This is a genomic window from Thermomicrobiales bacterium (assembly GCA_037045155.1).
Classification (GTDB): Bacteria; Chloroflexota; Chloroflexia; order Thermomicrobiales; family CFX8; genus JAMLIA01.
The window spans coordinates 1,260,964-1,282,458 of sequence record JBAOIG010000005.1; the positions used below are offsets into that span (position 1 = coordinate 1,260,964).

Here is a 21,495-nt window from a genome sequence, read left to right on the forward strand (position 1 = left end):
GATGGCGACACGCGATCATCCGCCCGGATCAGGCCGTTGCCCTGCGGCTGACGGATCCCCGGCGCAGCGATGTTCGGCTATCATGCGCTAGCCGGCCCGGTGGGTGCGGGGCTACGGATCAGGGTCAATGAGGAGGAATCATGGCGGATATCAATATCGTCCGCGACCAGCTTCCTGGTGTCACAGACACCGTCTACCTGAACACCGGGACGTGTGGCCCGTTGCCGCTCGTCGCATACGAGGCGATGCGAGAGGAGATGAGCCACGATCTGACCAAGGCGCGCATCGACTCCGACCACTTTCCGAGCCTTGGCCGCAAACGCAATGAGGTTCGCGAGGCAGTCGCGTCCTACGTTGGCGCCGTGCCGTCCGAGATCGCAGTGACGTCCAGCACAACCGACGGGATGTACGTCGCGATCCTTGGCTATCGCTGGCAGGCTGGCGATGAGCTGCTGATGAGCAACATCGAGCACCCCGGCGGGATGGTGCCGTCGTTCCTGGTGAAGCGGCGCTTCGGTGTGCGGGTCAAGGTGGTTGATATCGGTCTTGGCGGGGGCGATCCTGCGGACGTTGTCGCGGCCTTTGAGCGCGCGATTACTCCCCGGACTCGAATGATCGTGATCTCGCACGTCTCGTACACGACCGGCGCGAAGCTGCCGCTCAAAGAGCTGGTGACAATGGCTCACGCGCATGATGTCCTCGTCGTCGCAGATGCCGCGCAGTCGTATGGCCCAGTTGCCCTCGATCTTCACGATATCGGGGTCGATGCCTATGCTGGGTCGGGCCAGAAATGGATGTGTGGTCCGGACGGCACCGGGATGCTCTACGTTCGCGCCGATCGTGTGGGCGACTTTGAGCAGACGTTCGTCGCCGGTGGCACGACGATGGGTACGCTGGACTACTTCGGGGGCTCCTACGCGCCGGCCCTCGGCGCGGCGCGCTTTGACACTGCCGGCCGTAATACGATCCTGACGGCCGGGCAGGCTGCCGCAACCCGCTGGATCTCGAGCGAGCTCGGCAAAGATTGGGTCTCGACGCGAGTTCAGGAGATGGCCGGCCTGGCGTATGACGAGCTGTCGCGGCTGAAGGGCGTCACGATGGTGACGCCGAAGGAGGCGGTGGCCGGCCTGATCGCATTCAATGTCGACGGCATCAGCGGCCCCGATCTCTCGACCCGATTGGCCGGCGAGCATGGCGTCACGATTCGTTATGTCACGAAGTACATCAATAACCCCGAAGCGGCCCGCGTCTCGCTCCATTACTTCAACACACCCGAAGATCTTGGCGCGCTCACCGAGGGTATCCAGTCGATCCAGGGCACGCTCTAACATGCGACCAGATTTTTCGACCGTCGAGGCACTGAACGCCTGGTCACCTGGTTCGCTCGCCGAGCTGTTCGGCATATCGATCGTGTCGATTGAAGAAGGCCGGTTGACGAGCGAGCTTGTCATCCGGCCCGAATTCATGGCGCCAAATGGCTACCTTCATGCAGCGACGGTCGTTGCCATCGCCGACACGACCGCCGGGTTCGGGTCTCGCGCGCATCTCCCGAACGGAGCGTTCGGGTTTACGACTATCGAGGTCAAGACGAACTTCCTTGGCACGGCGCGCCAGGGGGTCATCGAATGTGAGGCCCGGCTCATCCATGGGGGCCGGACCACGCAGGTCTGGGACGCGACAGTAAGCCACCGCGAAAGTGGCAAAACGATCGCGCTCTTTCGTTGCACGCAAATGATCCTATACCCCTCAACCGGCTGACCCGAAGACCGCGCACCGCGTACACTGATAGACCGCGCGACGACGCATCTGTCGTCGCGCGGCGTTTCGATCGAGCAATCACGGTGGGTGAGGGACAGGGCATGGAAGGTCGGGCGACCAACATCGGCATCATCGCGGTTCTCGGGTATATCGCAACGGTCTTTGCGGCGAACTGGGCAATCAATCGATTCGGGGTGGTGTCGGTGGGTCTCGGCCTGGTCGCGCCGGCGGGCGTGTACTTCGCCGGCCTTGCGTTCACGCTTCGCGACATCACCCAGGACACGCTGGGGCGCTCGTGGGTGCTGGTCGCGATTCTCGTCGGGGCGTTGTTGTCGGCGCTAGTCTCCACGCAGTTCGCGCTCGCCAGCGCGACGGCGTTTCTGTTCAGCGAGCTCTGCGATTTCGCGGTCTACACGCCACTACGCGAACGAAACTGGATCGGCGCAGTAGCGGCGTCGAATGTCGTCGGTCTGGTAACCGACTCCGTCCTGTTCCTGTGGATCGCGTTTGGATCGCTCGAATATCTCAGCGGTCAGATTGTCGGCAAGATCTGGATGACTCTCCTCGCCGTTGGCGTGCTCATGGTGTGGCGACGCTATTCGGGCCGGCCGGGCTGGATCTGAGCGTCCGTCCGGATGTCGGCCGTCGCGTCAGCCAGGTTGCCCCGCCAACTCCATCCGTAGCTCGGGAATCACCCGCGTTGAGATGTCCACCACCGTGGCCGAAGGCGATCCCGTTGGCAAGTCGAACATGAAGTCGCGGACGCCCGCCTGATAGTACGCATGGACGTGCTGGCGGAACGCATCCTCGGACACAAGTGGATCTGCGCCGGTCGAAAGGCAGCGGCGGATTTCCGATGGATCGCGACCAACCTCCCGGCATGCGGCGACCAGTTGCGCGTCGTGCCCTACGTATTCCTCGGGGCTGCCGCCACCGTCCCAGAGATCAGCATAACGGGCGACGTGGCGAAGCATGCGCTTCCCGGTCGAACCGATCAGCACGGGAATGTGGTGATTGACCGGCTTCGGCGCGAACGGCGCATCCTCCAGCGTGTAGTACTCCCCGTGGTAGGTCGTCCGGTCCTGGGTCTCAAGCTGACCCATGAGCTCCATCGCCTCACCGAAGCGATCGACGCGTTCACGAGCCGATGGGAAGGGGATGCCGTAGGAGGAGTGCTCGCGCTCGTTCCACCCAGCGCCCATGCCGAGGATGAGGCGGCCACCCGACAGGTGGTCGACAGTGACAGCCTGCTTGAACATGATCGCCGGGTTGCGGTGCATGTTGCCCGTTACCATCAGACCCATACGGATGCGGCTTGTGCTGCTGGCCAGGCCGGCGAGCGCGGTCCATCCATCGAGCGTCGGGCCATCCTCTCCGTCGTAGAGTGAGAAGAAGTGGTCGAACAGCCAGGCCGAATCCCAGCCCGCTTCTTCCGCCCAACTCCATTGCTCGACCAGCATCGGCCACGACCGCCAGTGCTGGGCAGTGACGATTCCAAAGGTGACACCGTTGCTCATAAACCTCACCATCTCCTTCTCCTGTCGCATTCGGCGCGAGCCGGCCATCATGCGTCGGGAGCAACTCGCGGCGAACGAGCGAATCGAATCGATAGTGCGCCGCCGATCAGCATCAGAATCGTCATCATCGGCCAGATCACACCCGGATTCGGGAGATCCAGCGCGATACCGGCCGTAAAGGTCGCCAGGGCAAACGACCCGCCCCAGACGATGCTGGTGGCTGAAAAATAGCGACCCCGTAGATGGAGCGGCGCCAGCCGCACCGGTACAACCGCCGTCACCGGCATGAACAGGATCTCGCCAGCCGTGTAGATCACAAACGCGGCGACCGCGGCGGCAATTCCGACGTGGGGTGTCGCCAGGATGAACATGAAAGCGATCGCCCAGAGGACTGACGCCGTGACCAGCGGTCGGCCGATTTGACCGCGGTTGATCCATGCGGCGACGGGGATCTGCGTGCTGACGACAATGATGGTATTCAGCAGGAACAATGCGCCGATCGTTCCTTCTCCGATTCCGGCTGCTTCGCGCAAGTAGGCCGGCACGCTCATCGTGATCTGGGTGAAGCCGAACACGAGGATAAACAGGATGACGAGCGCGAAGATGAATGTCCGATCTGGCAGGACATCAGCCCATGTTCCATGCGCGCCGGCGCCATCCGTGGCGTGCAGCCGAATCGCGGGGACCGTTCTCCAGATCAACACTGCTGCGCTGGCGATCATCAGTGCGCTGACGACGAAGAGGATGCGATATTCGTGCAGTCCGCCGCCCGCCACGATTGCGCCGCCCAGCATGCCCCCGACACCGATCCCGACTGCGTTCGCAACCCGGAGCACCGACATAGCCTCGGCCACCCGCGCTCGCGCGGTTAGCGACGCGATCGTCGAGTCGGAGGCCGGCCAGTAAACCTGACTGGCGAAATTGAGCACGATCGTGACTGCCAGGAACGTCCAGACCGACGTGCCCCATGGGTAGATTGAGGTCGCGACGGCGATGACGGCCATGCAGACGAGCAACACGGGCCGGCCACCGCGTCGATCGATCTGCCCGGCAATCAGCATGAGAAAACCGATCCCACCGAGGCTGGCCATCGCGATGCCGCTGCCGACGATGCTGGCCCGGAGCCCGACGATCTGCGAGAAGAAGATCACCAGAAACGGGATGGTCATGCCGCGACCGGTCCAGAGGATCAGGTTGCCGAGCGCCATCGACCAGACAGCGCGGGGATGTTCGGCCAGAACCGACCGCAGGCGTGTCATCACGCCCGGCGGTCTCGTCGTGTCCTGCTCCTTCACGGTCGATTCCGACACGCAGATCCCCTCAGTCCCCGGTGAATCGTTCGACCGGGACAAGATATCAGCCGCGTCGCTGCTGCGACGCGGCTCCAACGGTGTATTGTGCAACAGTCTGGCGACATGGCAATACGTCAGACGGGGCGCGGCGCGGTCAGCACGGAGATCAGATCGCTCGCACGCGGATCATCGTCAGGTATGGCGCAACGTCGGCAATGGGCGCGTCTTCCCAGCGCGCGCTACGCCCGGCAAAGAGCTCCACCACCGCGCGAATCTCGCCACGCGAGACCCGCCCTGCCACCCGGGTGTCGAACGCGATCATCCAGGCCGGCCCGCCAGGTGTGTCGGGCGCATACGCGACCCCCACCCGCTGCTGACCGGGGACCTCCACCCAGTACACACGGTCGCGGTCAACCCCGACGGATTCCCTGTATGGTAGCGCTCGTGCAATTGCGCCGATTTCATCCGCGACAGCCTGGGTCAATTCCGACACGATCATTGGCGATGGCGTAGCTGCCTCCTTTCGTGGCGTCCCTGACGCCGATCGACTCTGCCATACCGATCGGGGAATAGCCAGATGCCACAGGTGTTGTACGAGACGATTGCCGACTGCACGATACCCTGTCACGGAGGAGCCATGAGCGTAGCGGATCTATGGGACGTCGCCTTGAACGTCGACGAGTACATCTCCTCGATGACTCAGAACCAGGGAGTGTTCGCCGCAGCGATTGGCGCGACCGAGCTCACGGACCAGCAAAGGCGTCTGTTTGCCGGTGATCCCGTCCGGATCCTGGTCTTCACTGAAGATTTCTGCGGTGATTCCGCGCAGCTCATCCCGCCGGTTGCGCGATTGGCTCGGGAATCCGCGGATGTCGACTTACGAATACTTCGGCGCGACGATCATCGGGATATCGCCGCGAACTACCTGCGTAAGGACGGATACCAGGCGATCCCGGTCTTCATCGTGTTCGGCGCTGACGGTGGGGAGCGTGGATTCGTCATCGAGCGACCGCAGGTTGCCTACAGCGAGATGGCTGCGGAAACCAGCCGCTTTGCGTCCGAGCATCCGGAGATCGAGGGAGTCAGTCGAAACTACGATCGGATGCCGGATGAGACGAAGGCGGCAGTGCGAGCCAATATCGAACGATACCGGCGCACCCGGACATCGGAGTGGGTTGCGGCGCTGTTCGACGAGCTGGAGATAGCGGCCCGACGTGCCACGCTGACAACCGCCGAGAGCGGCTGACAACCATCTCTCGCGGCTGGACTTGACGCTGGATGTCCCGTGACGTGTATGCTCATGCGTGATTGTAGTCGCAGCGATACGCGCCGCACGCACGAGGATCATGAGACGACGCCAACGCCCAAGTCCATTCTCGACCGCCTCGGCCCGGCCTCGACGGCGCGAGCGATCTCCACGCTACCCATTGCCACGATCGAAGGGCGCACGCCCTTACGAGCATGACGGGGATGCGCGCCCGCAGTCTTCGTCGTTCGACCGGACGATGCGCCTACCGGCGTTCCTGCATGCTGCCCGCCGCCGTCCGATCCGTTCAGTGCGAACCATCGCCGTTGTGCTTCTTCTGTTTCTGCCTGTCGCTTTGACGACCTGGGCCGCGTCAGTTGTGGTGCCGATCGCGATCGAAGCCCGACAAGCAGCCGGGCAGGTGTTCGTCACGCCGGTGGTGCGCGAGCATTTCGTCGATACACCGGGGACGCGAGTGCCCGAAATCCCGGGATCGCCAACAATCGCCTCAACGACCACCACCGGGATTGTCAGCATCCCGACCGCGACTCCGCTCCCGAATGCGACGCCAACGCCACCCGGGCCGACACCGACGCCGTATCCAGCGTGGGACAGCGATCGGCCGATCAACATACTCTTGCTTGGAGTCGACGCAAGGGTCGGCGAGGAAGGCCCCCCGCGAAGCGACACGATGATCATTGTGCGGATCGATCCCGTCTCGAAACGGGTCGACATGCTGTCGATCCCCCGCGACTTGCTCGTCGAAATCCCTGGCTATAGCGCGACGAAGATCAACGCCGCATACCCGTATGGCGAGATGAACTCCGACATCCCGGGCGGCGGACCGACGCTCGCCGCGCAGACAGTCGAGTACAACTTCGGCATTCGTATCGACTATTTCGCCGAGGTGGACATTGTCGGGATGGAGAAGGTAGTGGACACGCTCGGTGGCGTCGTAGTCGACGTCCCCGGGATCATTAAGGATGATCAGTACCCGACGGGGGACTACGGATATACCCGTGTGTACTTCACCCCTGGGTTACAGCTCATGGACGGGCAAACCGCTGTGCGCTTCTCCCGAACCCGGCATGGTGATGGCGACTTCGCCCGTCAGGCGCGCCAGCAGCAGGTGTTGATGGCCATCCGTGACCGCGCGATCGATACCGGCGCGATCACCAAGCTCCCGGAATTACTGGGCGAGGTCGGCGCGTCCGTTCGGACTGACTTGTCGCTACGCCAGATGTTCGCGCTCGCGCGACTTGCCCAAGAGATCAACCGCAACGACATCTACACGCACAGCATGGCGCCATATGTGCAGGTGAGCTGGATCGACGGCGGGTACTACCTGGTCGGCAATTGGGATGCCATCCGCGCGATGGTTAGCGACTTCCCCAGCGATTCGAATGCACAGCGCCCACTTGAGTCCTCGGCCCCGGTGGAGACGCCAGTAGTCTCTCCGACGATCCCACCGCGGCCAGTCCCGACCGCCACTCCGACCACGCCGAGCCGGCTCGTTCCGTAATCATCCCTCCGGCTCACCCGGGGCCGTCTTCTGATTCACCCAATCGCGGGTGGCAAGCCGCGCGCGCGCCAGAGCCGATGCCGCGCGCGCGGCGGCGACGGTTGCCTTGTCGCTCGCGAATCGTCGGGCGAAGTCGATGCTCTCCCTTGCCGTTGCGAGGTCGCGGTCGATCTGTCCCCGGCTCAGGCCGGCCGTTCCGAGGTGTTCGGCGACGACCTCCGGTGATGCCTCCCGGCTCCAGTGGCTGAGCGTCCCGAGGACTGGCAGGATGCCAACGATGTTCGAGACCAGCGGGAACCCGGGAACCATGCGGAGCGGCGCCATCGTTGCGGGTCGCCGCTGGGTGACCTGTCTGGCTGCCTCCGGCATCGGGCTGACTCGCTCGTCGAGCGCAAGCGCATGGGCCAGGGAAAGGTAGGAAGGAATACGTCGGATAAGGCTGTTGGCCCGGGTGCGGAGATCGTCGGTCTGAGACAATGCGTCGCGCACTGCCGCGGCAAGCTCCTGTTTCGTTGCCAGGTTCGGGTCCCAGTGAATTCGAACCCCCTCCGGCGTCGCTTCTGCCTCGCTCACGCCGGGTGTAACACTCACCATCGCGGCAACGGTGCGCGCCTCGATGACTCGGTTCTGTGCCATTTGCGTTGCCGGCTCCTGCGTCCAGGTAAGCAGGAGCGAGCCTTGTTCCTCGTCCTGCGCCCAGACCCGGATCGTCGGTGTGCCAGATTCCATCGTTGTACCCGCTGTCCTCAACGCCGAGCGTCATCGTTTCGGTAATCCTACCCGCTGGATGCGTGCAACGTTGTGACCGCTTCGGGTATCCTCGAATCATGACGATTGACGCGCGCGCGAGCCAAAATGCAGAGAGCAAACAACGGGTGGCCGAAGCGGCCGCGCGGATGGTCGAGGACGGGATGATCGTCGGCCTCGGCAGTGGATCGACGGCCGAGCTGTTTGTCCGCGCCCTTGGCGCCCGGGTCGCCGACGGGCTGCGAGTGCGCGCCGTCGCGACGTCGAGCCGGACGGAGACGATCGCACGGTCGATGGGCATCGAGGTCGTCGAGCTTGACTGTCCGCTCGATCTGGTAGTCGATGGCGCTGACGCTGTCGAGCGCGGAACGTTGGCCGCAATCAAAGGGCTTGGTGGCGCGCTGACCCGTGAGAAGGTCGTTGCGGCGGCGGCGCGGAGATTCGTGCTGATCGTCGACACGACGAAAGTTGTCAATCGATTCGGTGACGCATTCGTCCGGGTTCCGGCGCCAGTCGAGGTTCTCCCATTTGGCTGGAAGATGACGGCTCGGCGTCTAGCGGAGATTGGCTCGCCAGTCGTGCGGGAGCAAGACGGTGCGCCAGTGATGACGGACAACGGAAACCTGATTGTTGACCTCTACCACCCTGGCGAGCTGGATCCGCATCGGCTAGCGGCGGCGATCGACTCGATCACCGGGGTCGTCGAGCACGGTCTGTTCCTCGATATGGCGGTCAGCGCGATCGTGGGTTCGCCCGACGATATCTACCAGCTTCACCGCGACCGCTGACCCATTCCTCCCCCCGTGATCCCGCAGAACCATCGACATGTTCGGAAGGCGATTATCGTCGCGTAGAATGCCGTGGTTGGTTTCGTGTGATGAAGGGGTTCGTCGTGACGGAGAATTCGCGCGTGCGGTTCGGGATCGTGAGTGGGACGCGGGAGCCGTTTCCCGAGCTGGTCAGGCGCTGGCAGGAGGCGGAGTCACTCGGGTTCGACACGGTCTGGGTGACCGACCATTTCATTACCGGCTCTGAGCCGGGGCAGGATCTGGAACCGATCCTTGAAGCCTGGACGTCGATCGCGGCGCTGGCGATGGCAACAACAACGATCCGATTCGGTGTGATGGTGACCGGCAATACGTATCGCAACCCGGCCCTGCTGGCAAAGCAGGCAGTGACCATCGACCATATCTCCGACGGTCGACTGATCCTCGGCTTTGGCGCTGGATGGTGGGAGCGCGAGCACGCCGCCTACGGATATGACTTTCCCAGCAACCGCGAGCTTGTCGATCGGTTCGGGGAGGCGCTAGAGATCATGACCCGGCTGCAGGAGGACGAGCGGGCGACGGTCCGGGGCCAGTACTACTGGGTGGATGACGCGCCGTTCGAGCCGAAGCCGATCCAGCGCCCGCATGTCCCGCTCCTGGTTGGCGCCTCGGGTCCTCGAATGCTCCGCCTGACGGCGAAATACGCCGACGAATGGAACACGCGTGGCCCGGTTGATGAGGTCGCGCCGCGGATTCAGGCGCTCAACGATGCGTGCCGGGAGATCGGACGAAACCCGAACGAAATCGTCCGCTCGATCTGGCCCTATGGCGACCCGTGGACCTCGGTCGATGACGTGCAGGTGATGGTTACCGACTATCGACGGCTTGGCTTTGACGAGGTCGTCTTCGCCTGGCCCGGTAAGGACAATGTCGACGTGATGCGGACGTTCGCGCAGGACGTGATGTCGGATCTTCGCTAGTCGCCCGACCTGCAGACTCTTAGCGACAGGATGAGGAAGATGGCGAACAACGTTCGGCTGATCGACGTCAGTATCCCGATCTATCCCGGCATGTGCGAGTGGATTGGCGAAAACATCGTTGCCACCGAGCCGCTTTCGAGCACGCCGGCCGACGAGGCGAATGTCACCCGCCTCGTCCTGACATCGCACACTGGCACGCACGTCGATCCGCCCCGGCACTTCGTCCACGGCGCGACGACGATCGATGCCATCCCGCTCGACCGATGGATCGGACCCTGCTGGGTTGCAGATCTGACCGGATCGAATCCCGAAGTCACGGCGTCCGACCTGGATGCCGCGAATGTGCCGGCCGGGACCGAGCGGCTGATCCTGAAAACACGCAACTCAGAGCTCTGGCGTAGTGCGCCGGATCGGTTCGAGGATCACTTCGTCGGACTATCGCTCGATGGCGCAGAGTGGGTCGTTCAGCGCGGTATCCGGCTAATCGGCATCGACTATCTCTCGATTGGACCCTTGTACACCACCGGAACTGAGACGCACCTGATGCTCCTGGAGAACGATGTGCTCATCGTCGAAGGGCTCGACCTCGGCGCGATCGATCCCGGCGCGTGGGAACTGCTCTGCATGCCGCTCAAGCTGCGCGACGGTGATGGCGCGCCGGCGCGGGTCGCGCTGCGCGGTCCGCTGGATAGTGAGCCTATCGAGGCCGCGCGCTGAGGAGCCGCTCGGCGGCGGCATCGATGGTTGCGAGTTGCTTCGCGAAACAGAATCGTGCCAGCGGCGGGGCGGTCGCCGGGTCGAGATAGAACGCCGATGGCGGAATTGCCGCAACCCCAACATCGCGGGTGAGATAGCGACAGAAGGCGATGTCCTCGCTGAATCCCCAGGTCGTGATGTCGGCCATCAGAAAGTAGCTCCCCTGGCAATCCAGTGGAGGAAGCCCGGCGTCCCCTAATGCTGCCCGGAGACGATCGCGTCGTTCGGCATAACCGTCGCGCAACTCCTGGTAGTAACCACGCGCACCCGCTTGCTCGATCGCCTCGGCCATCGCCTCCTGGAACGGCGTCGCTGTCGCGAACACGACGAACTGATGAACCGATCGGAGCGCAGCATTCAGCGCCGCCGGCCCGACGGTATAGCCGATCTTCCAACCCGTCATCGAGAACGTCTTGCCGGTGGAGTTGATCGTCAGAGTTCGTTCGAACATGCCAGGTAGTAGCGCAATCGGCACGTGCTCGTGATGGTCGAAGACGATCCGATCGTAGACCTCATCGCTGAGGAGGATTATGTCATGCTCGACGCACAGCGACGCAATGAGCTCGAGCTCTGCTCGCTGAAACACCTTTCCGGTCGGATTGTGCGGGGTATTCAACAGCAGAACCCGAGTCCGAGGGTTGAGGACCGCGCGAAGCTCGTCCTCGTCGAAGCTCCAGTCGGGTGGGTTGAGCCGGACAACTCTCGGAATTCCACCGGCCATCACGACATCGGCGACATAGCCGTCGTAGAACGGTTCGAAAAAGACTACCTCGTCACCAGGGTCGATAAAGGCGATCATCGCGGTGAATAGTGCTTCGGTCGCGCCTGTGGTTACCGTCACCTCGCTGTCGGGATCGATCTCGCGGCCGAATCTCGCCGCCCAGTCGGCAGCGATCGCGCGTCGCAAGCGCGGTGTCCCATGACTCGGGGCGTATTGGTTGTGGTCGGCGGCGATTGCTCGCGCTGCCGCGTCCTTCACGAAATCGGGGCCGGCGAAATCGGGGAAGCCCTGCCCGAGGTTGATTGCCTGATGTTCGGTCGCCAGCCGACTCATCTCGGTGAAGACCGATGTCCCGAACCTCTGGATTCTCAGCGACCCAATATCTGTCACGGCGCCCCCTCTCGTGGCAGCAGTATAGACCGGGCGCCGGTGAGCACAAACGCGAAGAGCGGCCGTCGTGATGACGACCGCTCTTCGCAGTGTGTCGTGTCGCAAGCTGCGCCTAGCTGGAGCGCGGGATGGGCACATCGATGATGGTCGGTCCGCGTCGCTCGAACGCGGCGACAACTGCGTCCCGCAATTCCTCCGGCGAGTTGGCGCGGACGCCCGGGATGCCATACGCATCTGCCAGCTTCACGTAGTCGGGATTCACGAGCTCGGTGGCCATTACCTGACCAGAAAAGCTGTGCTTCATCGCGCTATCGACCGCGGTGTAGGTCGAGTCGTTGAAGATGACGATCGGAACCGTCACCTCGAACTGGATCGCGGTCGCGACCTCTTGCATCGTGAACTGAAATCCGCCGTCTCCGACAACCGCTACAACCGGGACGTCGGGCCGGCCGATCTTTGCGCCGATTGCGGCTGGCACCGAGAACCCCAGGGTGCCGTAGTTTGCCGGGAACATGTAGGTTCGCGGCGCGTAGACGGGGAAGGAGTCACCCATGAGATAGCTCATCATCGTCATGTCGTGAACGATGATCCCTTCGCGCGGCAGCGCTTCACGCATCGCGTCGATATACCCGCCGAACTGGGGATCGCGCCGTGTTTCGGTAATCCGCTCTCGAACTTCGGCTACCTCGTCGGGCGACCAGCGTGGCGCAATATCGCCAGCGTTGTTTAGCGCTGCCAGAAGCGACTCTGCCGTCGCTCGGGCATCGGCGATGATACCGATCTCGGGATTCGGATAGTTGAGGTTGATCTCAGACGGATCGACATCAACCCGGATCATGCGTTCAGGGAAGGGCATCTGCCAGAAGTTGGTTTCCTGCGCGCCCAGCTTCGAGCCGATGACCAGCACAAGGTCCGCCTCCGCGAGAAGTGAATCGGCCGGATTCTCACGCCCCCACGGATCCCAGGCATGACCGAGCGAATATGGGTTATCGTCGGCGACAACTCCCTTGCCCATGATTGAGCAGAGTACCGGCGCTCCGAGGATTTCGGCGAGCGCCGTGATCGGCTCGCTCGCGTCGCTCGCGCCACCGCCAACGTAGATGATCGGTCGCCGAGCGCTCGCGAGAGCCGCGGCTGCTTTCTCCACGGTCTCAACCGTTGGTGTTGCACGGTAGGTCGGGTGCAGTTCAGGCTCGGCGAACGGACCGACCTCCGCCAGCACATCCAGCGGCACCTCGACGTGAACCGGTCGTGGCCGGCCGGCCGTCGATGCCTGGATCGCGCCATAGACCTGCCCGGCGATGTCGCGGTGCTCGTGAACCTTGGTCGACTGCTTGGTCACGATCCCCATCAGTCCAGACTGGTCGCGTAGATCGTGGAGATTGCCGCGCATCTTGCCGGCATACTCGCGCTCGACCTGCGACGAGATCACCACGACCGGCGATGAGTCCGCGTACGCCTCGCCGACTGCGGTTGCCACGTTTGTGATGCCCGGTCCGGTGATGATCAGGGCGACACCGGGCTTGCCGGTAGCACGGGCATAGCCGTCGGCCATGAAGCCCGCGCCCTGCTCGTGACGAGCCAGAATGTGCCGGATTTTCCTGCCGTGTAGCCCGTCGTACAGCGCGAGCGTATGGACGCCCGGAATGCCAAACACGACGTCCACCCCGGCAGCCTCGATTGCGGCGATTGCCGCGCTGCCACCTGTTACCTGTTCGCTCATGTGTTACTCGTTACCCTCCGTGTGTGATCTGCTTCACGATGTAGACACTGAAGTCTAGCCGACAAGACGGGCGATCGTCTCGGTTGCCTTGAGACCGTTCCCGGTCAGAAGAATGACATGCTCACCATCGGCCACTGGAAGCCCGCGTTCGACGGCTGCGCGGAAGGCGGCTGCGCCGATGGCGGCTGTTGGCTCGACGTAGAGACCCTGCCGCCAGAGCTCGTTCAACGCCGCCGCAATCTCCGGTTCGCTGACTGCCGTCGCTGAGCCGGCCGTGTCACGAATCGCGCTGAGTATCTGCCGGCCGCGCGCTGGCGCCCCGATCTTCGTCCCTTCCGCGATTGTTTCACCTGCCGGCACTGGTTGGACCTCGTCCAGGTGCTGCTGCCAGGCAGCGACCACGGGTGCGCACGCGGCGGGTTGGACGGCAACAAGCGCCGGCGGCGTGTCGGAGACTGCGCGAAAGCCGCGCCATCCTCCGACGAACGCGCTGCCGCCACCGGTCGGTATCCATGCGGTTGTCGGGGTTGCGAATCCGAGCTGTTCCCAGACCTCGAGCGCCCAGGTCTTGACACCTTCAACGAAGACCGGATGCCAGTTGTGGCTCGCGTAGAACGCAGTCGGATCCTGCCTGGCGGCCTCCTGAGCGGCAGTAGCGACCGCGTCGCGCGGACCATCAACCAGCACGACCCTGGCGCCGAACGCTCGGGATTGGACGAGCTTGCCGGGCGATGTTGTGGCCGGCGCATAGACAATGCATTCGAGGCCATTCGCGGCTGCGAAGCCGGCCATGGCCGCTGCCGCATTCCCCGATGAATCGACGATTACGCGTTGGACGCCGATCGACTTCAGCCAGGCAATCATTACCGACGCGCCTCGGTCCTTGAATGATCCGGTTGGAAGGAGCGAATCGAGCTTGAAGCGCACAGGGTGGCCCGCCAGAGTGCCTCCCACGAGCGGCGTCATACCGCTGCCGAGCGCGCGTGTCTCGCCACGAACAACGGGAAGAGCCGCCGCGTAACGCCATAGAGATGGCTCAGCGCGAATGATTTCAGCAGGATCAATCGTCGGAAGATGATCGAACGCCAGTGGGCCGCCGCAGACCGGACAGCGCCAGATTGCCTGTGTCAGCGGTTCCAGATGCCCACAGAGATCGCAACGAAACTGAACACTGACCATCGACATCGCCCTTTCCATCGTACCGTCAACCGACGGAGTGTAGCAGCCAGTCCGGACTGTTTTTCGTGCAGTTCGGCGGCTGACAGAGTACGCTTCAGACGTGACCGTACTGGGGATGTCTCTGGAAACCCGCCTCAAGACCACGATGCTCTCGCTCTCTCTCGATGTGGGCGAGGAGTTGATGTGTCTGATCGGGGTCAGTGGTTCCGGCAAGAGCGCGATCCTTCGGTCGATTGCCGGCGTCTACCAACCGGACAATGGGTCGATCGAGATTGGCGGGCGACAGGTTCTCTCGACCGGGCTTGGGATTAATCTCCCACCGGCAGAGCGCCGTGTCGGGTTCGTCCCGCAATCGCACGCCTTATTCGGCCATCTCAGTGCGGGCGAGAATATCGCCTACCCGCTTCTCAAGCAAAGTGACCTGCCGCCAGCGATCCTCGCCAGTCGTGTCGAACAACTCTGTGACCTGCTGAACCTCACGGATGATCTTCAGCGCCGGCCGGACGATCTGCCGCCGCTCGTCCAACTCCGGGTGGCGCTTGGCCGCGCGCTAGTGACAGATCCTGAGCTGCTTCTGCTCGACGACCCTTTTGGGCGCCTCGATCGCGAGACCCGTCCAGTAGCTCGCGCGGAATTCGCGGAGCTGCTTCGGCGTGTGCGAGTTCCTACGCTGTTCGCCACCGTCGAGCTGGAGGAGGGGTACGAAATCGCGGACAGGGTCGCTCTCATTGATGGGGGACGGATACTGCAGGTCGATGCACCGCGGACACTCCTGCTTCGCCCCGCTAACCGACGTGTCGCAGAGCTGGTCCGCAGCGTCAACGTGTTCGAAGGCACTATAGCGCGCGTCGTCGATGGCATCGCCACGGTCGACACGGTGGCCGGCATGATACGGACGCCCCAGATGGCGAGCGTCGGAGAGCGGGTCGATCTGGTCATTCGCCCGGAGCATGTCGAGTTGGTGTCTCAGCCCAAGGACGCTGCCGAGAACATCATCGCGGGCGAGGTCGTCGAGATTTCGCCACACGGTCAGGTGAGCGCGGTGACGATCCGTGTCTCCGCACATCGAGTCGATACGACGATTCAGGCGTATATCGCCAACGACGTCGTGCAGTCCTCCGGGATCGTGGTCGGCGGTCGGTGTCTGTTTTCCCTCCCCGCTCGCGCCATTCATACGATGCCGATATCCCCGGCATCTTAGCCACGGCCACCAGTGCGGAATGTTCGCGGAAGCAGCCGGCCAGGCACGCGCTGGCGATAGGCTGCGTAGTCCGAGTATCGAGATTCGAGGAGAGCCTCCTCGTGCCGTGCCTTCGCGCCAAAGAACACGGCGGCTACCGGCGTTGCATACGCGGCGAAACTGGAACCCGTGCCGATTGCCCAGGCGAGCAATCCCAGTGTTGCGCTGAGATACATCGGGTGGCGAACGACACCGTAGACGCCAGTATCCACAAGCTGACCTTCACGAACCGGCGTCGGCGCCATCGTGAGGTTTCTCCCGAGGGTTCGACGTGCCAGCTTCCGCTATACCGATTGCGCCAGCAAAGGGGACCACCGCAATGGCGAGCCTGTTGCGATTCGGAAATCCGACGCGGCGCAGGGTTCGGATACCGGCGCTTGCGCTGGCGCCGAACAGAAGCAACTGCGCGCCGATCCAGAATCGGTCACTTGCGGTGATTTGGGACCACAATCCGTTCACGTGGCTGGCTCTCTTTCCTGGCGTTGTTCTGCTGCTGGCGAGGGACGATTGTCGATACAATGATATCCAGCCGAGGTGGTCCGCCGCCTCCGGCGATCCACGGTCGGCACGTAACGGCGTTGAGAGATCGGGAGCACCGTTGAATTACCGCGGTCACGTCCTGGTCGTCGAGGACGATATGATCATCGCCGATCTGATCGATCAGATTCTGAGCTTCGAGTCATTTCGAGTGTCTCACGTCGTCGACGGAAGGTCGGCCGTTGCCTTCGTCGTGGCTCAGCCACCCGACCTTGTGCTGATGGACCTGATGCTGCCTGTCATCAGTGGCATTGAGGCCAGTCGGCAAATCAAGATGCATTCATCACTCATTGTTGCGGCGACGCCGATCGTCGCGATGTCCGCTGGAGTCAATCTCCGAGCGGCCGCCGGAGATCTTCCGGTCGAGGGCGTTCTGGCGAAGCCATTTGATATCGATGAGTTGCTGGCGACAGTCAAGGTGCATATGCGTGCGCCGGGGTCTGGACATCTCCCGAGACGCTGCTGACATTTCATTGCAATAGAACGTAAGAAAGCCCGATGGCGAGAGATTCGCCATCGGGCTTTCCTGGTAGTAGCGGGGGCAGGATTCGAACCTGCGACCTTTGGGTTATGAGCCCAACGAGCTGCCGCTGCTCCACCCCGCGGTGGTGGTGGTGGATGCGTGTGTGTGAGGGTGGGTGTTGGTGATGACGAGTCGGGGGTGGGCGCGACGGCCTCGCCTCCCACGCAGTTGCCCGCGCAGTACTCTCCGGCGCTGCCCGGGGGCACGACCCGGTGCGGGATGGGACGGGGTGGGGCCCGGGCGCTCTGGGCCACGCCCACCCCCGGCTCGTCAGTTGGTGGTGGTATAGATGGCGTGGGTTTGCCGTGGTGGTCGGGAGACGCGCGTGGGCGGTGGTGGTGGTGGAGAGTGGGGTGGGGTGTGTGTGTGGGAGGGGGAAGAAGAACCGCCCTCGACCATGAGGACGGCTTGGCTCCAGTCGGTTACCCGCTGTCCACCGGCCGCCTCTTAACCCGGTCGTCTTCCGGGGGTCTTACTCTGTAATGATGAGAAGGCTCATCTTGGGGTGGGCTTCCCACTTAGATGCTGTCAGCGGTTATCCCTGCCAGACGTAGCTACCCAGCGCTGCCGGATGTCCGACAACTGGCACACCAGCGGTCTGTCCAGCCCGGTCCTCTCGTACTAGGGCCAGCCCCCCGCAACCTTCTATGCGCCCACGGCGGATAGAGACCGAACTGTCTCACGACGTTCTGAACCCAGCTCGCGTACCTCTTTCATGGGCGAACAGCCCAACCCTTGGGACCGCCTCCAGCCCCAGGATGAGACGAGCCGACATCGAGGTGCCAAACGCTGCCGTCGATATGGACTCTTGGGCAACATCAGCCTGTTATCCCCGGGGTAGCTTTTATCCGTTACGCCACGGCCCTTCCACGCGGGACCGTGGGATCACTCTGCCCGACTTTCGTCCCTGCTCGGGTGGTCACCCTCGCAGTCAAGCCCCCTTGCTGCCAGTGCACGCTCCGGCCGATTTCCATCCGGCCTGAGGGGACCATTGGGCGCCTCCGTTACTGTTTAGGAGGCGACCGCCCCAGTCAAACTCCCCGCCAGCCACTGTCCCCGCGCCGGATAACGGCCGCAGGTGAGAGCGCCGACCTGGCCAGAGTGGTATTTCACCGCCGCCTCCCCCGGGACTGGCGTCCCGGGTTCATTGGCTCCCACCTATCCTACACAAGCCAGATCTACGCCCGATGGCAAGCTGGAGTAAAGCTCCACGGGGTCTTTTTGTCCTGCCGCGGGTTGTCCGCATCTTCACGGACAGTTCAATTTCACCGGGTCCCTCGTTGAGACAGCGCCCAGATCGTTATGCCTTTCGTGCGGGTCGGAACTTACCCGACAAGGAATTTCGCTACCTTAGGACCGTTATAGTTACGGCCGCCGTTTACCGGGGCTTCGGTTCAGAGCGTGAACCCCTCCCCTTAACCTTCCGGCACTGGGCAGGCATCAGCCCCTATACGTCCGGTTTCCCGTTCGCAGAGACCTGTGTTTTTGGTAAACAGTCGCCTGGGCCGCTTCACTGCAACCCCCTCCCGCTCCGGTTCGCGAGGAACCATCACGGTACCGGGGCCCACCTTCTCCCGAAGTTACGGTGGTAATTTGCCGAGTTCCTTAACGAGGGGTCTCCCGTCCACCTTGGTCTATTCGACCTGCCCACCTGTGTCGGTTTGCGGTACGGGCACAGATCACCTGGCTAGAGGCTTTTCCTGGCAGTTCAGGCCCAACCCACTTGGCCGGGGTGTCCCCCGACCTCGCCATCGCCTCTCGGTCATCGTCGCGGGGGATTTGCCTCCCGCGGCTCCCTACCGGCTTGGACGGATTGCTCCGCTGGGCCTGCCGCCCTGCGTCCCCCCATCGCTCGTAACGGGGATCTGTGGTACGGGAATATTCACCCGTTGTCCATCGCCTACGCCTTGCGGCCTCGGCTTAGGCCCGACTCACCCGCAGCTGATCAGCATGGCTGCGGAACCCTTGGGCATTCGGTGGGGCGGATTCTCACCGCCCTTGCGCTACTCATACCGGCATTCGCACTCGTCGCCGCTCCAGCCGTGCTCCCGCTCGACCTTCTCTGCTGACGACGACGCTCCCCTACCATACGATGCATTGCTGCATCCTATCCGCGGCTTCGGTGCTGGCCTTGAGCCCCGGTACATTGTCGGCGCCAGCGCACTCGACCAGTGAGCTATTACGCACTCTTTCAAGGGTGGCTGCTTCTAAGCCAACCTCCTGGTTGTCTGTGCACGCTGACAGCCTTGTCCACTTAGGCCAGACTTGGGGACCTTAGCCGGCGGTCCGGGCTGTTTCCCTCTCGACGACGAAACTTAGCTCCCGCCGTCTCACTCCCGATGGATCGGCGCCGGCATTCGGAGTTTGGTTGGGGTCAGTAAGCGGGAAGCCCCATCGCCCATCCAGTGCTCTACCTCCGGCGTCGCCTGACATCGAGGCTGGCCCTAAAGCCATTTCGGGGAGAACCAGCTATCTCCAGGTTCGCTTGGCATTTCACCCCTACCCACAGCTCATCCGCGCCTTTTGCAACAGACGTCGGTGCGGGCCTCCACGCGCTCTTACACGCGCTTCACCCTGGCCATGGGTAGATCACCTGGTTTCGGGTCGACCGCCCGCGACGTGATAGCCGAAGCTATCGCTCGCCCTGTTCGGACTCGGTTTCCCTCTGGCGCCGGGTATCACTCCCTCAACCGCGCCACAGACGGTCACTCGCCGGTTCGTTCTACAAAAAGCACGCCATCAGCCTGCCCGTCCCGTAGGCCGGGCAACAGCCTCTGACAGTATGTCGGCACACGGTTTCAGGATCTATTTCACTCCCCGCGCCGGGGTGCTTTTCACCATTCCCTCACGGTACTGTTCGCTATCGGTCGCCTGCGGTATTTAGCCTTGGAGGGTGGTCCCCCCTGCTTCCGGCGGGATATCACGTGTCCCGCCGTACTCCCGGATTCCTGACCGAGTCCGTCGCTTTTCCCCTACGGGACGCTCGCCCTCTTCGGTGGCCCGTTCCAGTGGCCTTCGGGTAAGCGGCGGATTGATAACTCGGTGCGGGTGCTGCCGCCCCCGCTCCAGGCCCGTCCAACCCCAGACGACCATCGCCGGCAGGCTGTGCCAGCCGTCTGGTTTCGGCTTCTCCCGTTTCGTTCGCCACTACTCCGGGAATACTCTCTTTTCCTCGGGGTACTCAGATGTTTCACTTCCCCCGGTGCCCTTCACCCGGCCTATGTGTTCAGCCGGGGATGACGGAGGTCCACCTCCGCCGGGTTGCCCCATTCGGACATCCTCGGATCATTGCGTGCCCGCCGCTCCCCGAGGCGTATCGTCGCGTGGCCACGTCCTTCATCGGCCGCAGGCGCCAAGGCATCCACCGTGTGCCTTCGACGCGGTTCTTCTTCGTCTCCCGCGTCCCACGTTCTCTCCACCACCAGCACGCGCCTCGCGCGTCTCCCGGCCACCCGGTCGACCACGCCGGCCACCTGCCAGCAGTCCTCACACGATCGACAGCCCGGCTTGGCTGTCGTCGCGCGCATCCTCCACTTGGTAAGGTGCCGGTGGAGCTGCGGGGATTCGAACCCCGGACCTCCGCCGTGCAAAGGCGGCGCTCTCCCAACTAAGCTACAGCCCCGTCTCGACGACTCCACTCGCCGCCCGCCTTCCCTGTCCGGGAACAGCGGTGGGCGTTCGTGGACTCGAACCACGGGCCTCACCCTTATCAGGGGTGTGCTCTAACCAGCTGAGCTAAACGCCCCCAGGCCGTGGCTCCGGCTGAAGCCACGCGCTGGCGCCGTGCCAACTGAGCCGTGATGCCCCCGTGCGAACCAGAAACTTGAAAAGCGGATTCAGTGTCTGCGGTCAGTGTGTGGTCGCCCCTCCCCGTCCGACCCCATCCGCCCAGGCCCTCCCCCCGGTTTGTGCCGGGGCTCGTCAGGCGTGGGATGGTGGATGACGGCGGCGGGTGACTCGCGGTGCGACCGTTGACCTGGAAGGGATCCGTCCTCGATGACTCGAGACCCGGATCCGGCTCCCTAGAAAGGAGGTGATCCAGCCGCAGCTTCCGCTACGGCTACCTTGTTACGACTTCGTCCCAGTCACCAACCCCACCCTCGGCGGCTGCCTCCTTGCGGTTGGCCCACCGACTTCAGGTGTTGCCGGCTTCCATGACGTGACGGGCGGTGTGTACAAGGCCCGGGAACATATTCACCGCGGCAATGCTGATCCGCGGTTACTAGCAACTCCGCCTTCATGAGGGCGAGTTGCAGCCCTCAATCTGAACTGAGACCGGGTTTGGGGGATTGGCTCCGCGTTACCGCTTGGCAGCCCACTGTCCCGGCCATTGTAGCGTGTGTGTCGCCCAGGGCGTAAGGGCCATGCTGACTTGACGTCATCCCCACCTTCCTCCGGTTTGGTCCGGCAGTCTCGCTAGACACACCATGGTAACTAGCGACGAGGGTTGCGCTCGTTGCGGGACTTAACCCAACATCTCACGACACGAGCTGACGACAGCCATGCAGCACCTGTCTCACCGCTCCCGAAGGCACTCCTCCCTTTCAGGAGGATTCGGTGGACGTCAAGCCCTGGTAAGGTGTTGCGCGTTGCGTCG

The 21,495-nt window shown here is 63.2% G+C and carries 18 protein-coding genes, 3 tRNA genes and 2 rRNA genes; 10 read left to right on the forward strand and 13 right to left on the reverse strand.

Going from position 1 to position 21,495, the window contains the following annotated elements; translation table 11 throughout:
* The first annotated feature begins 140 nt into the window (after nucleotides 1-140).
* The 3 genes from V9F06_15805 to V9F06_15815 all read left to right on the forward strand — a co-directional run bounded on the left by V9F06_15805 (nucleotide 141) and on the right by V9F06_15815 (nucleotide 2,381).
* Nucleotides 141-1,328, forward strand: a complete 1,188-nt coding sequence (locus V9F06_15805; protein ID MEI2619076.1) for an aminotransferase class V-fold PLP-dependent enzyme — start codon at nucleotides 141-143, stop codon at nucleotides 1,326-1,328.
* 1 nt (nucleotide 1,329) lies between these two features.
* Nucleotides 1,330-1,758, forward strand: a complete 429-nt coding sequence (locus V9F06_15810) for a PaaI family thioesterase (GenBank protein MEI2619077.1) — start codon at nucleotides 1,330-1,332, stop codon at nucleotides 1,756-1,758.
* A gap of 83 nt (nucleotides 1,759-1,841) precedes the next feature.
* The gene (locus V9F06_15815) at nucleotides 1,842-2,381 is read left to right on the forward strand and encodes a VUT family protein (GenBank protein MEI2619078.1); all 540 of its coding nucleotides are present in this window, start codon (nucleotides 1,842-1,844) and stop codon (nucleotides 2,379-2,381) included.
* A gap of 27 nt (nucleotides 2,382-2,408) precedes the next feature.
* On the opposite strand, the gene V9F06_15820 is transcribed toward V9F06_15815, so the two are convergent.
* From V9F06_15820 to V9F06_15830, 3 genes are all read right to left on the reverse strand, one after another.
* The gene (locus V9F06_15820; protein ID MEI2619079.1) at nucleotides 2,409-3,287 is read right to left on the reverse strand and encodes an LLM class flavin-dependent oxidoreductase; all 879 of its coding nucleotides are present in this window, start codon (nucleotides 3,285-3,287) and stop codon (nucleotides 2,409-2,411) included.
* A gap of 35 nt (nucleotides 3,288-3,322) precedes the next feature.
* Nucleotides 3,323-4,585 (reverse strand): MFS transporter, encoded by a 1,263-nt coding sequence (locus V9F06_15825; protein MEI2619080.1) that lies wholly within the window; start codon nucleotides 4,583-4,585, stop codon nucleotides 3,323-3,325.
* A 148-nt stretch (nucleotides 4,586-4,733) separates the two neighbouring features.
* Nucleotides 4,734-5,051, reverse strand: a complete 318-nt coding sequence (locus V9F06_15830; GenBank protein MEI2619081.1) for a hypothetical protein — start codon at nucleotides 5,049-5,051, stop codon at nucleotides 4,734-4,736.
* 153 nt (nucleotides 5,052-5,204) lie between these two features.
* Between V9F06_15830 and V9F06_15835 the strand changes: the two genes are divergently transcribed.
* Nucleotides 5,205-5,813 (forward strand): thioredoxin family protein, encoded by a 609-nt coding sequence (locus tag V9F06_15835; GenBank protein ID MEI2619082.1) that lies wholly within the window; start codon nucleotides 5,205-5,207, stop codon nucleotides 5,811-5,813.
* Nucleotides 5,814-5,913: 100 nt separating this feature from the next.
* Complete coding sequence (locus V9F06_15840; GenBank protein ID MEI2619083.1) at nucleotides 5,914-7,335, forward strand: LCP family protein; 1,422 nt, start codon at nucleotides 5,914-5,916, stop codon at nucleotides 7,333-7,335.
* On the opposite strand, the gene V9F06_15845 is transcribed toward V9F06_15840, so the two are convergent.
* Nucleotides 7,336-8,064: a hypothetical protein gene (locus V9F06_15845; protein MEI2619084.1), complete on the reverse strand. Its 729-nt coding sequence runs from the start codon at nucleotides 8,062-8,064 to the stop codon at nucleotides 7,336-7,338.
* A gap of 98 nt (nucleotides 8,065-8,162) precedes the next feature.
* Between V9F06_15845 and rpiA the strand changes: the two genes are divergently transcribed.
* The 3 genes from rpiA (at nucleotide 8,163) to V9F06_15860 (ending at nucleotide 10,546) form a co-directional block, all read left to right on the forward strand.
* Nucleotides 8,163-8,870 carry a ribose-5-phosphate isomerase RpiA gene (gene rpiA / locus V9F06_15850; protein ID MEI2619085.1) on the forward strand — a complete coding sequence of 236 codons (708 nt, stop codon included), beginning with the start codon at nucleotides 8,163-8,165 and terminating at the stop codon, nucleotides 8,868-8,870.
* 104 nt (nucleotides 8,871-8,974) lie between these two features.
* Nucleotides 8,975-9,829 (forward strand): TIGR03560 family F420-dependent LLM class oxidoreductase, encoded by an 855-nt coding sequence (locus V9F06_15855; GenBank protein MEI2619086.1) that lies wholly within the window; start codon nucleotides 8,975-8,977, stop codon nucleotides 9,827-9,829.
* Nucleotides 9,830-9,868: 39 nt separating this feature from the next.
* Complete coding sequence (locus V9F06_15860; GenBank protein MEI2619087.1) at nucleotides 9,869-10,546, forward strand: cyclase family protein; 678 nt, start codon at nucleotides 9,869-9,871, stop codon at nucleotides 10,544-10,546.
* On the opposite strand, the gene V9F06_15865 is transcribed toward V9F06_15860, so the two are convergent.
* The 3 genes from V9F06_15865 to V9F06_15875 all read right to left on the reverse strand — a co-directional run bounded on the left by V9F06_15865 (nucleotide 10,527) and on the right by V9F06_15875 (nucleotide 14,604).
* A complete protein-coding gene (locus V9F06_15865) occupies nucleotides 10,527-11,696 on the reverse strand; it encodes a methionine aminotransferase (GenBank protein ID MEI2619088.1) in 1,170 nt (389 codons plus the stop codon). The genes V9F06_15860 and V9F06_15865 overlap by 20 nt on opposite strands.
* Before the next feature lie 112 nt (nucleotides 11,697-11,808).
* The gene (locus V9F06_15870; protein ID MEI2619089.1) at nucleotides 11,809-13,419 is read right to left on the reverse strand and encodes a thiamine pyrophosphate-binding protein; all 1,611 of its coding nucleotides are present in this window, start codon (nucleotides 13,417-13,419) and stop codon (nucleotides 11,809-11,811) included.
* Between the two features lie 54 nt (nucleotides 13,420-13,473).
* Nucleotides 13,474-14,604 carry a pyridoxal-phosphate dependent enzyme gene (locus V9F06_15875; protein ID MEI2619090.1) on the reverse strand — a complete coding sequence of 377 codons (1,131 nt, stop codon included), beginning with the start codon at nucleotides 14,602-14,604 and terminating at the stop codon, nucleotides 13,474-13,476.
* Between the two features lie 109 nt (nucleotides 14,605-14,713).
* Between V9F06_15875 and V9F06_15880 the strand changes: the two genes are divergently transcribed.
* Complete coding sequence (locus tag V9F06_15880) at nucleotides 14,714-15,799, forward strand: ABC transporter ATP-binding protein (protein MEI2619091.1); 1,086 nt, start codon at nucleotides 14,714-14,716, stop codon at nucleotides 15,797-15,799.
* On the opposite strand, the gene V9F06_15885 is transcribed toward V9F06_15880, so the two are convergent.
* Nucleotides 15,796-16,116 (reverse strand): isoprenylcysteine carboxylmethyltransferase family protein, encoded by a 321-nt coding sequence (locus V9F06_15885; protein MEI2619092.1) that lies wholly within the window; start codon nucleotides 16,114-16,116, stop codon nucleotides 15,796-15,798. The two genes, V9F06_15880 and V9F06_15885, sit on opposite strands and share 4 nt — an antisense overlap.
* Before the next feature lie 320 nt (nucleotides 16,117-16,436).
* Here V9F06_15885 and V9F06_15890 point away from each other — a divergent pair, with 320 nt between their 5' ends.
* A complete protein-coding gene (locus V9F06_15890; GenBank protein ID MEI2619093.1) occupies nucleotides 16,437-16,841 on the forward strand; it encodes a response regulator in 405 nt (134 codons plus the stop codon).
* Nucleotides 16,842-16,908: 67 nt separating this feature from the next.
* Here V9F06_15890 and V9F06_15895 read toward each other — a convergent pair.
* From V9F06_15895 to V9F06_15915, 5 genes are all read right to left on the reverse strand, one after another.
* Nucleotides 16,909-16,980, reverse strand: a tRNA-Met gene (locus V9F06_15895).
* Nucleotides 16,981-17,276: 296 nt separating this feature from the next.
* Nucleotides 17,277-20,286, reverse strand: a 23S ribosomal RNA gene (locus V9F06_15900).
* Between the two features lie 161 nt (nucleotides 20,287-20,447).
* A tRNA-Ala gene (locus V9F06_15905) sits at nucleotides 20,448-20,520 on the reverse strand.
* A 49-nt stretch (nucleotides 20,521-20,569) separates the two neighbouring features.
* A tRNA-Ile gene (locus V9F06_15910) sits at nucleotides 20,570-20,643 on the reverse strand.
* 281 nt (nucleotides 20,644-20,924) lie between these two features.
* Nucleotides 20,925-21,495 (reverse strand): 16S ribosomal RNA (locus tag V9F06_15915); the annotation flags it as partial.

Bases quoted from the DNA above. Each gene is read 5' to 3' on its own strand.
- V9F06_15880 (MEI2619091.1), top strand. From the start codon at position 14,714: ATGTCTCTGGAAACCCGCCTCAAGACCACGATGCTCTCGCTCTCTCTC.
- rpiA (MEI2619085.1), top strand. From the start codon at position 8,163: ATGACGATTGACGCGCGCGCGAGCCAAAATGCAGAGAGCAAACAACGG.
- V9F06_15805 (MEI2619076.1), top strand. From the start codon at position 141: ATGGCGGATATCAATATCGTCCGCGACCAGCTTCCTGGTGTCACAGAC.
- V9F06_15875 (MEI2619090.1), bottom strand. From the start codon at position 14,604: ATGTCGATGGTCAGTGTTCAGTTTCGTTGCGATCTCTGTGGGCATCTG.
- V9F06_15810 (MEI2619077.1), top strand. From the start codon at position 1,330: ATGCGACCAGATTTTTCGACCGTCGAGGCACTGAACGCCTGGTCACCT.
- V9F06_15870 (MEI2619089.1), bottom strand. From the start codon at position 13,419: ATGAGCGAACAGGTAACAGGTGGCAGCGCGGCAATCGCCGCAATCGAG.
- V9F06_15845 (MEI2619084.1), bottom strand. From the start codon at position 8,064: ATGGAATCTGGCACACCGACGATCCGGGTCTGGGCGCAGGACGAGGAA.
- V9F06_15840 (MEI2619083.1), top strand. From the start codon at position 5,914: ATGAGACGACGCCAACGCCCAAGTCCATTCTCGACCGCCTCGGCCCGG.
- V9F06_15835 (MEI2619082.1), top strand. From the start codon at position 5,205: ATGAGCGTAGCGGATCTATGGGACGTCGCCTTGAACGTCGACGAGTAC.
- V9F06_15820 (MEI2619079.1), bottom strand. From the start codon at position 3,287: ATGGTGAGGTTTATGAGCAACGGTGTCACCTTTGGAATCGTCACTGCC.
- V9F06_15860 (MEI2619087.1), top strand. From the start codon at position 9,869: ATGGCGAACAACGTTCGGCTGATCGACGTCAGTATCCCGATCTATCCC.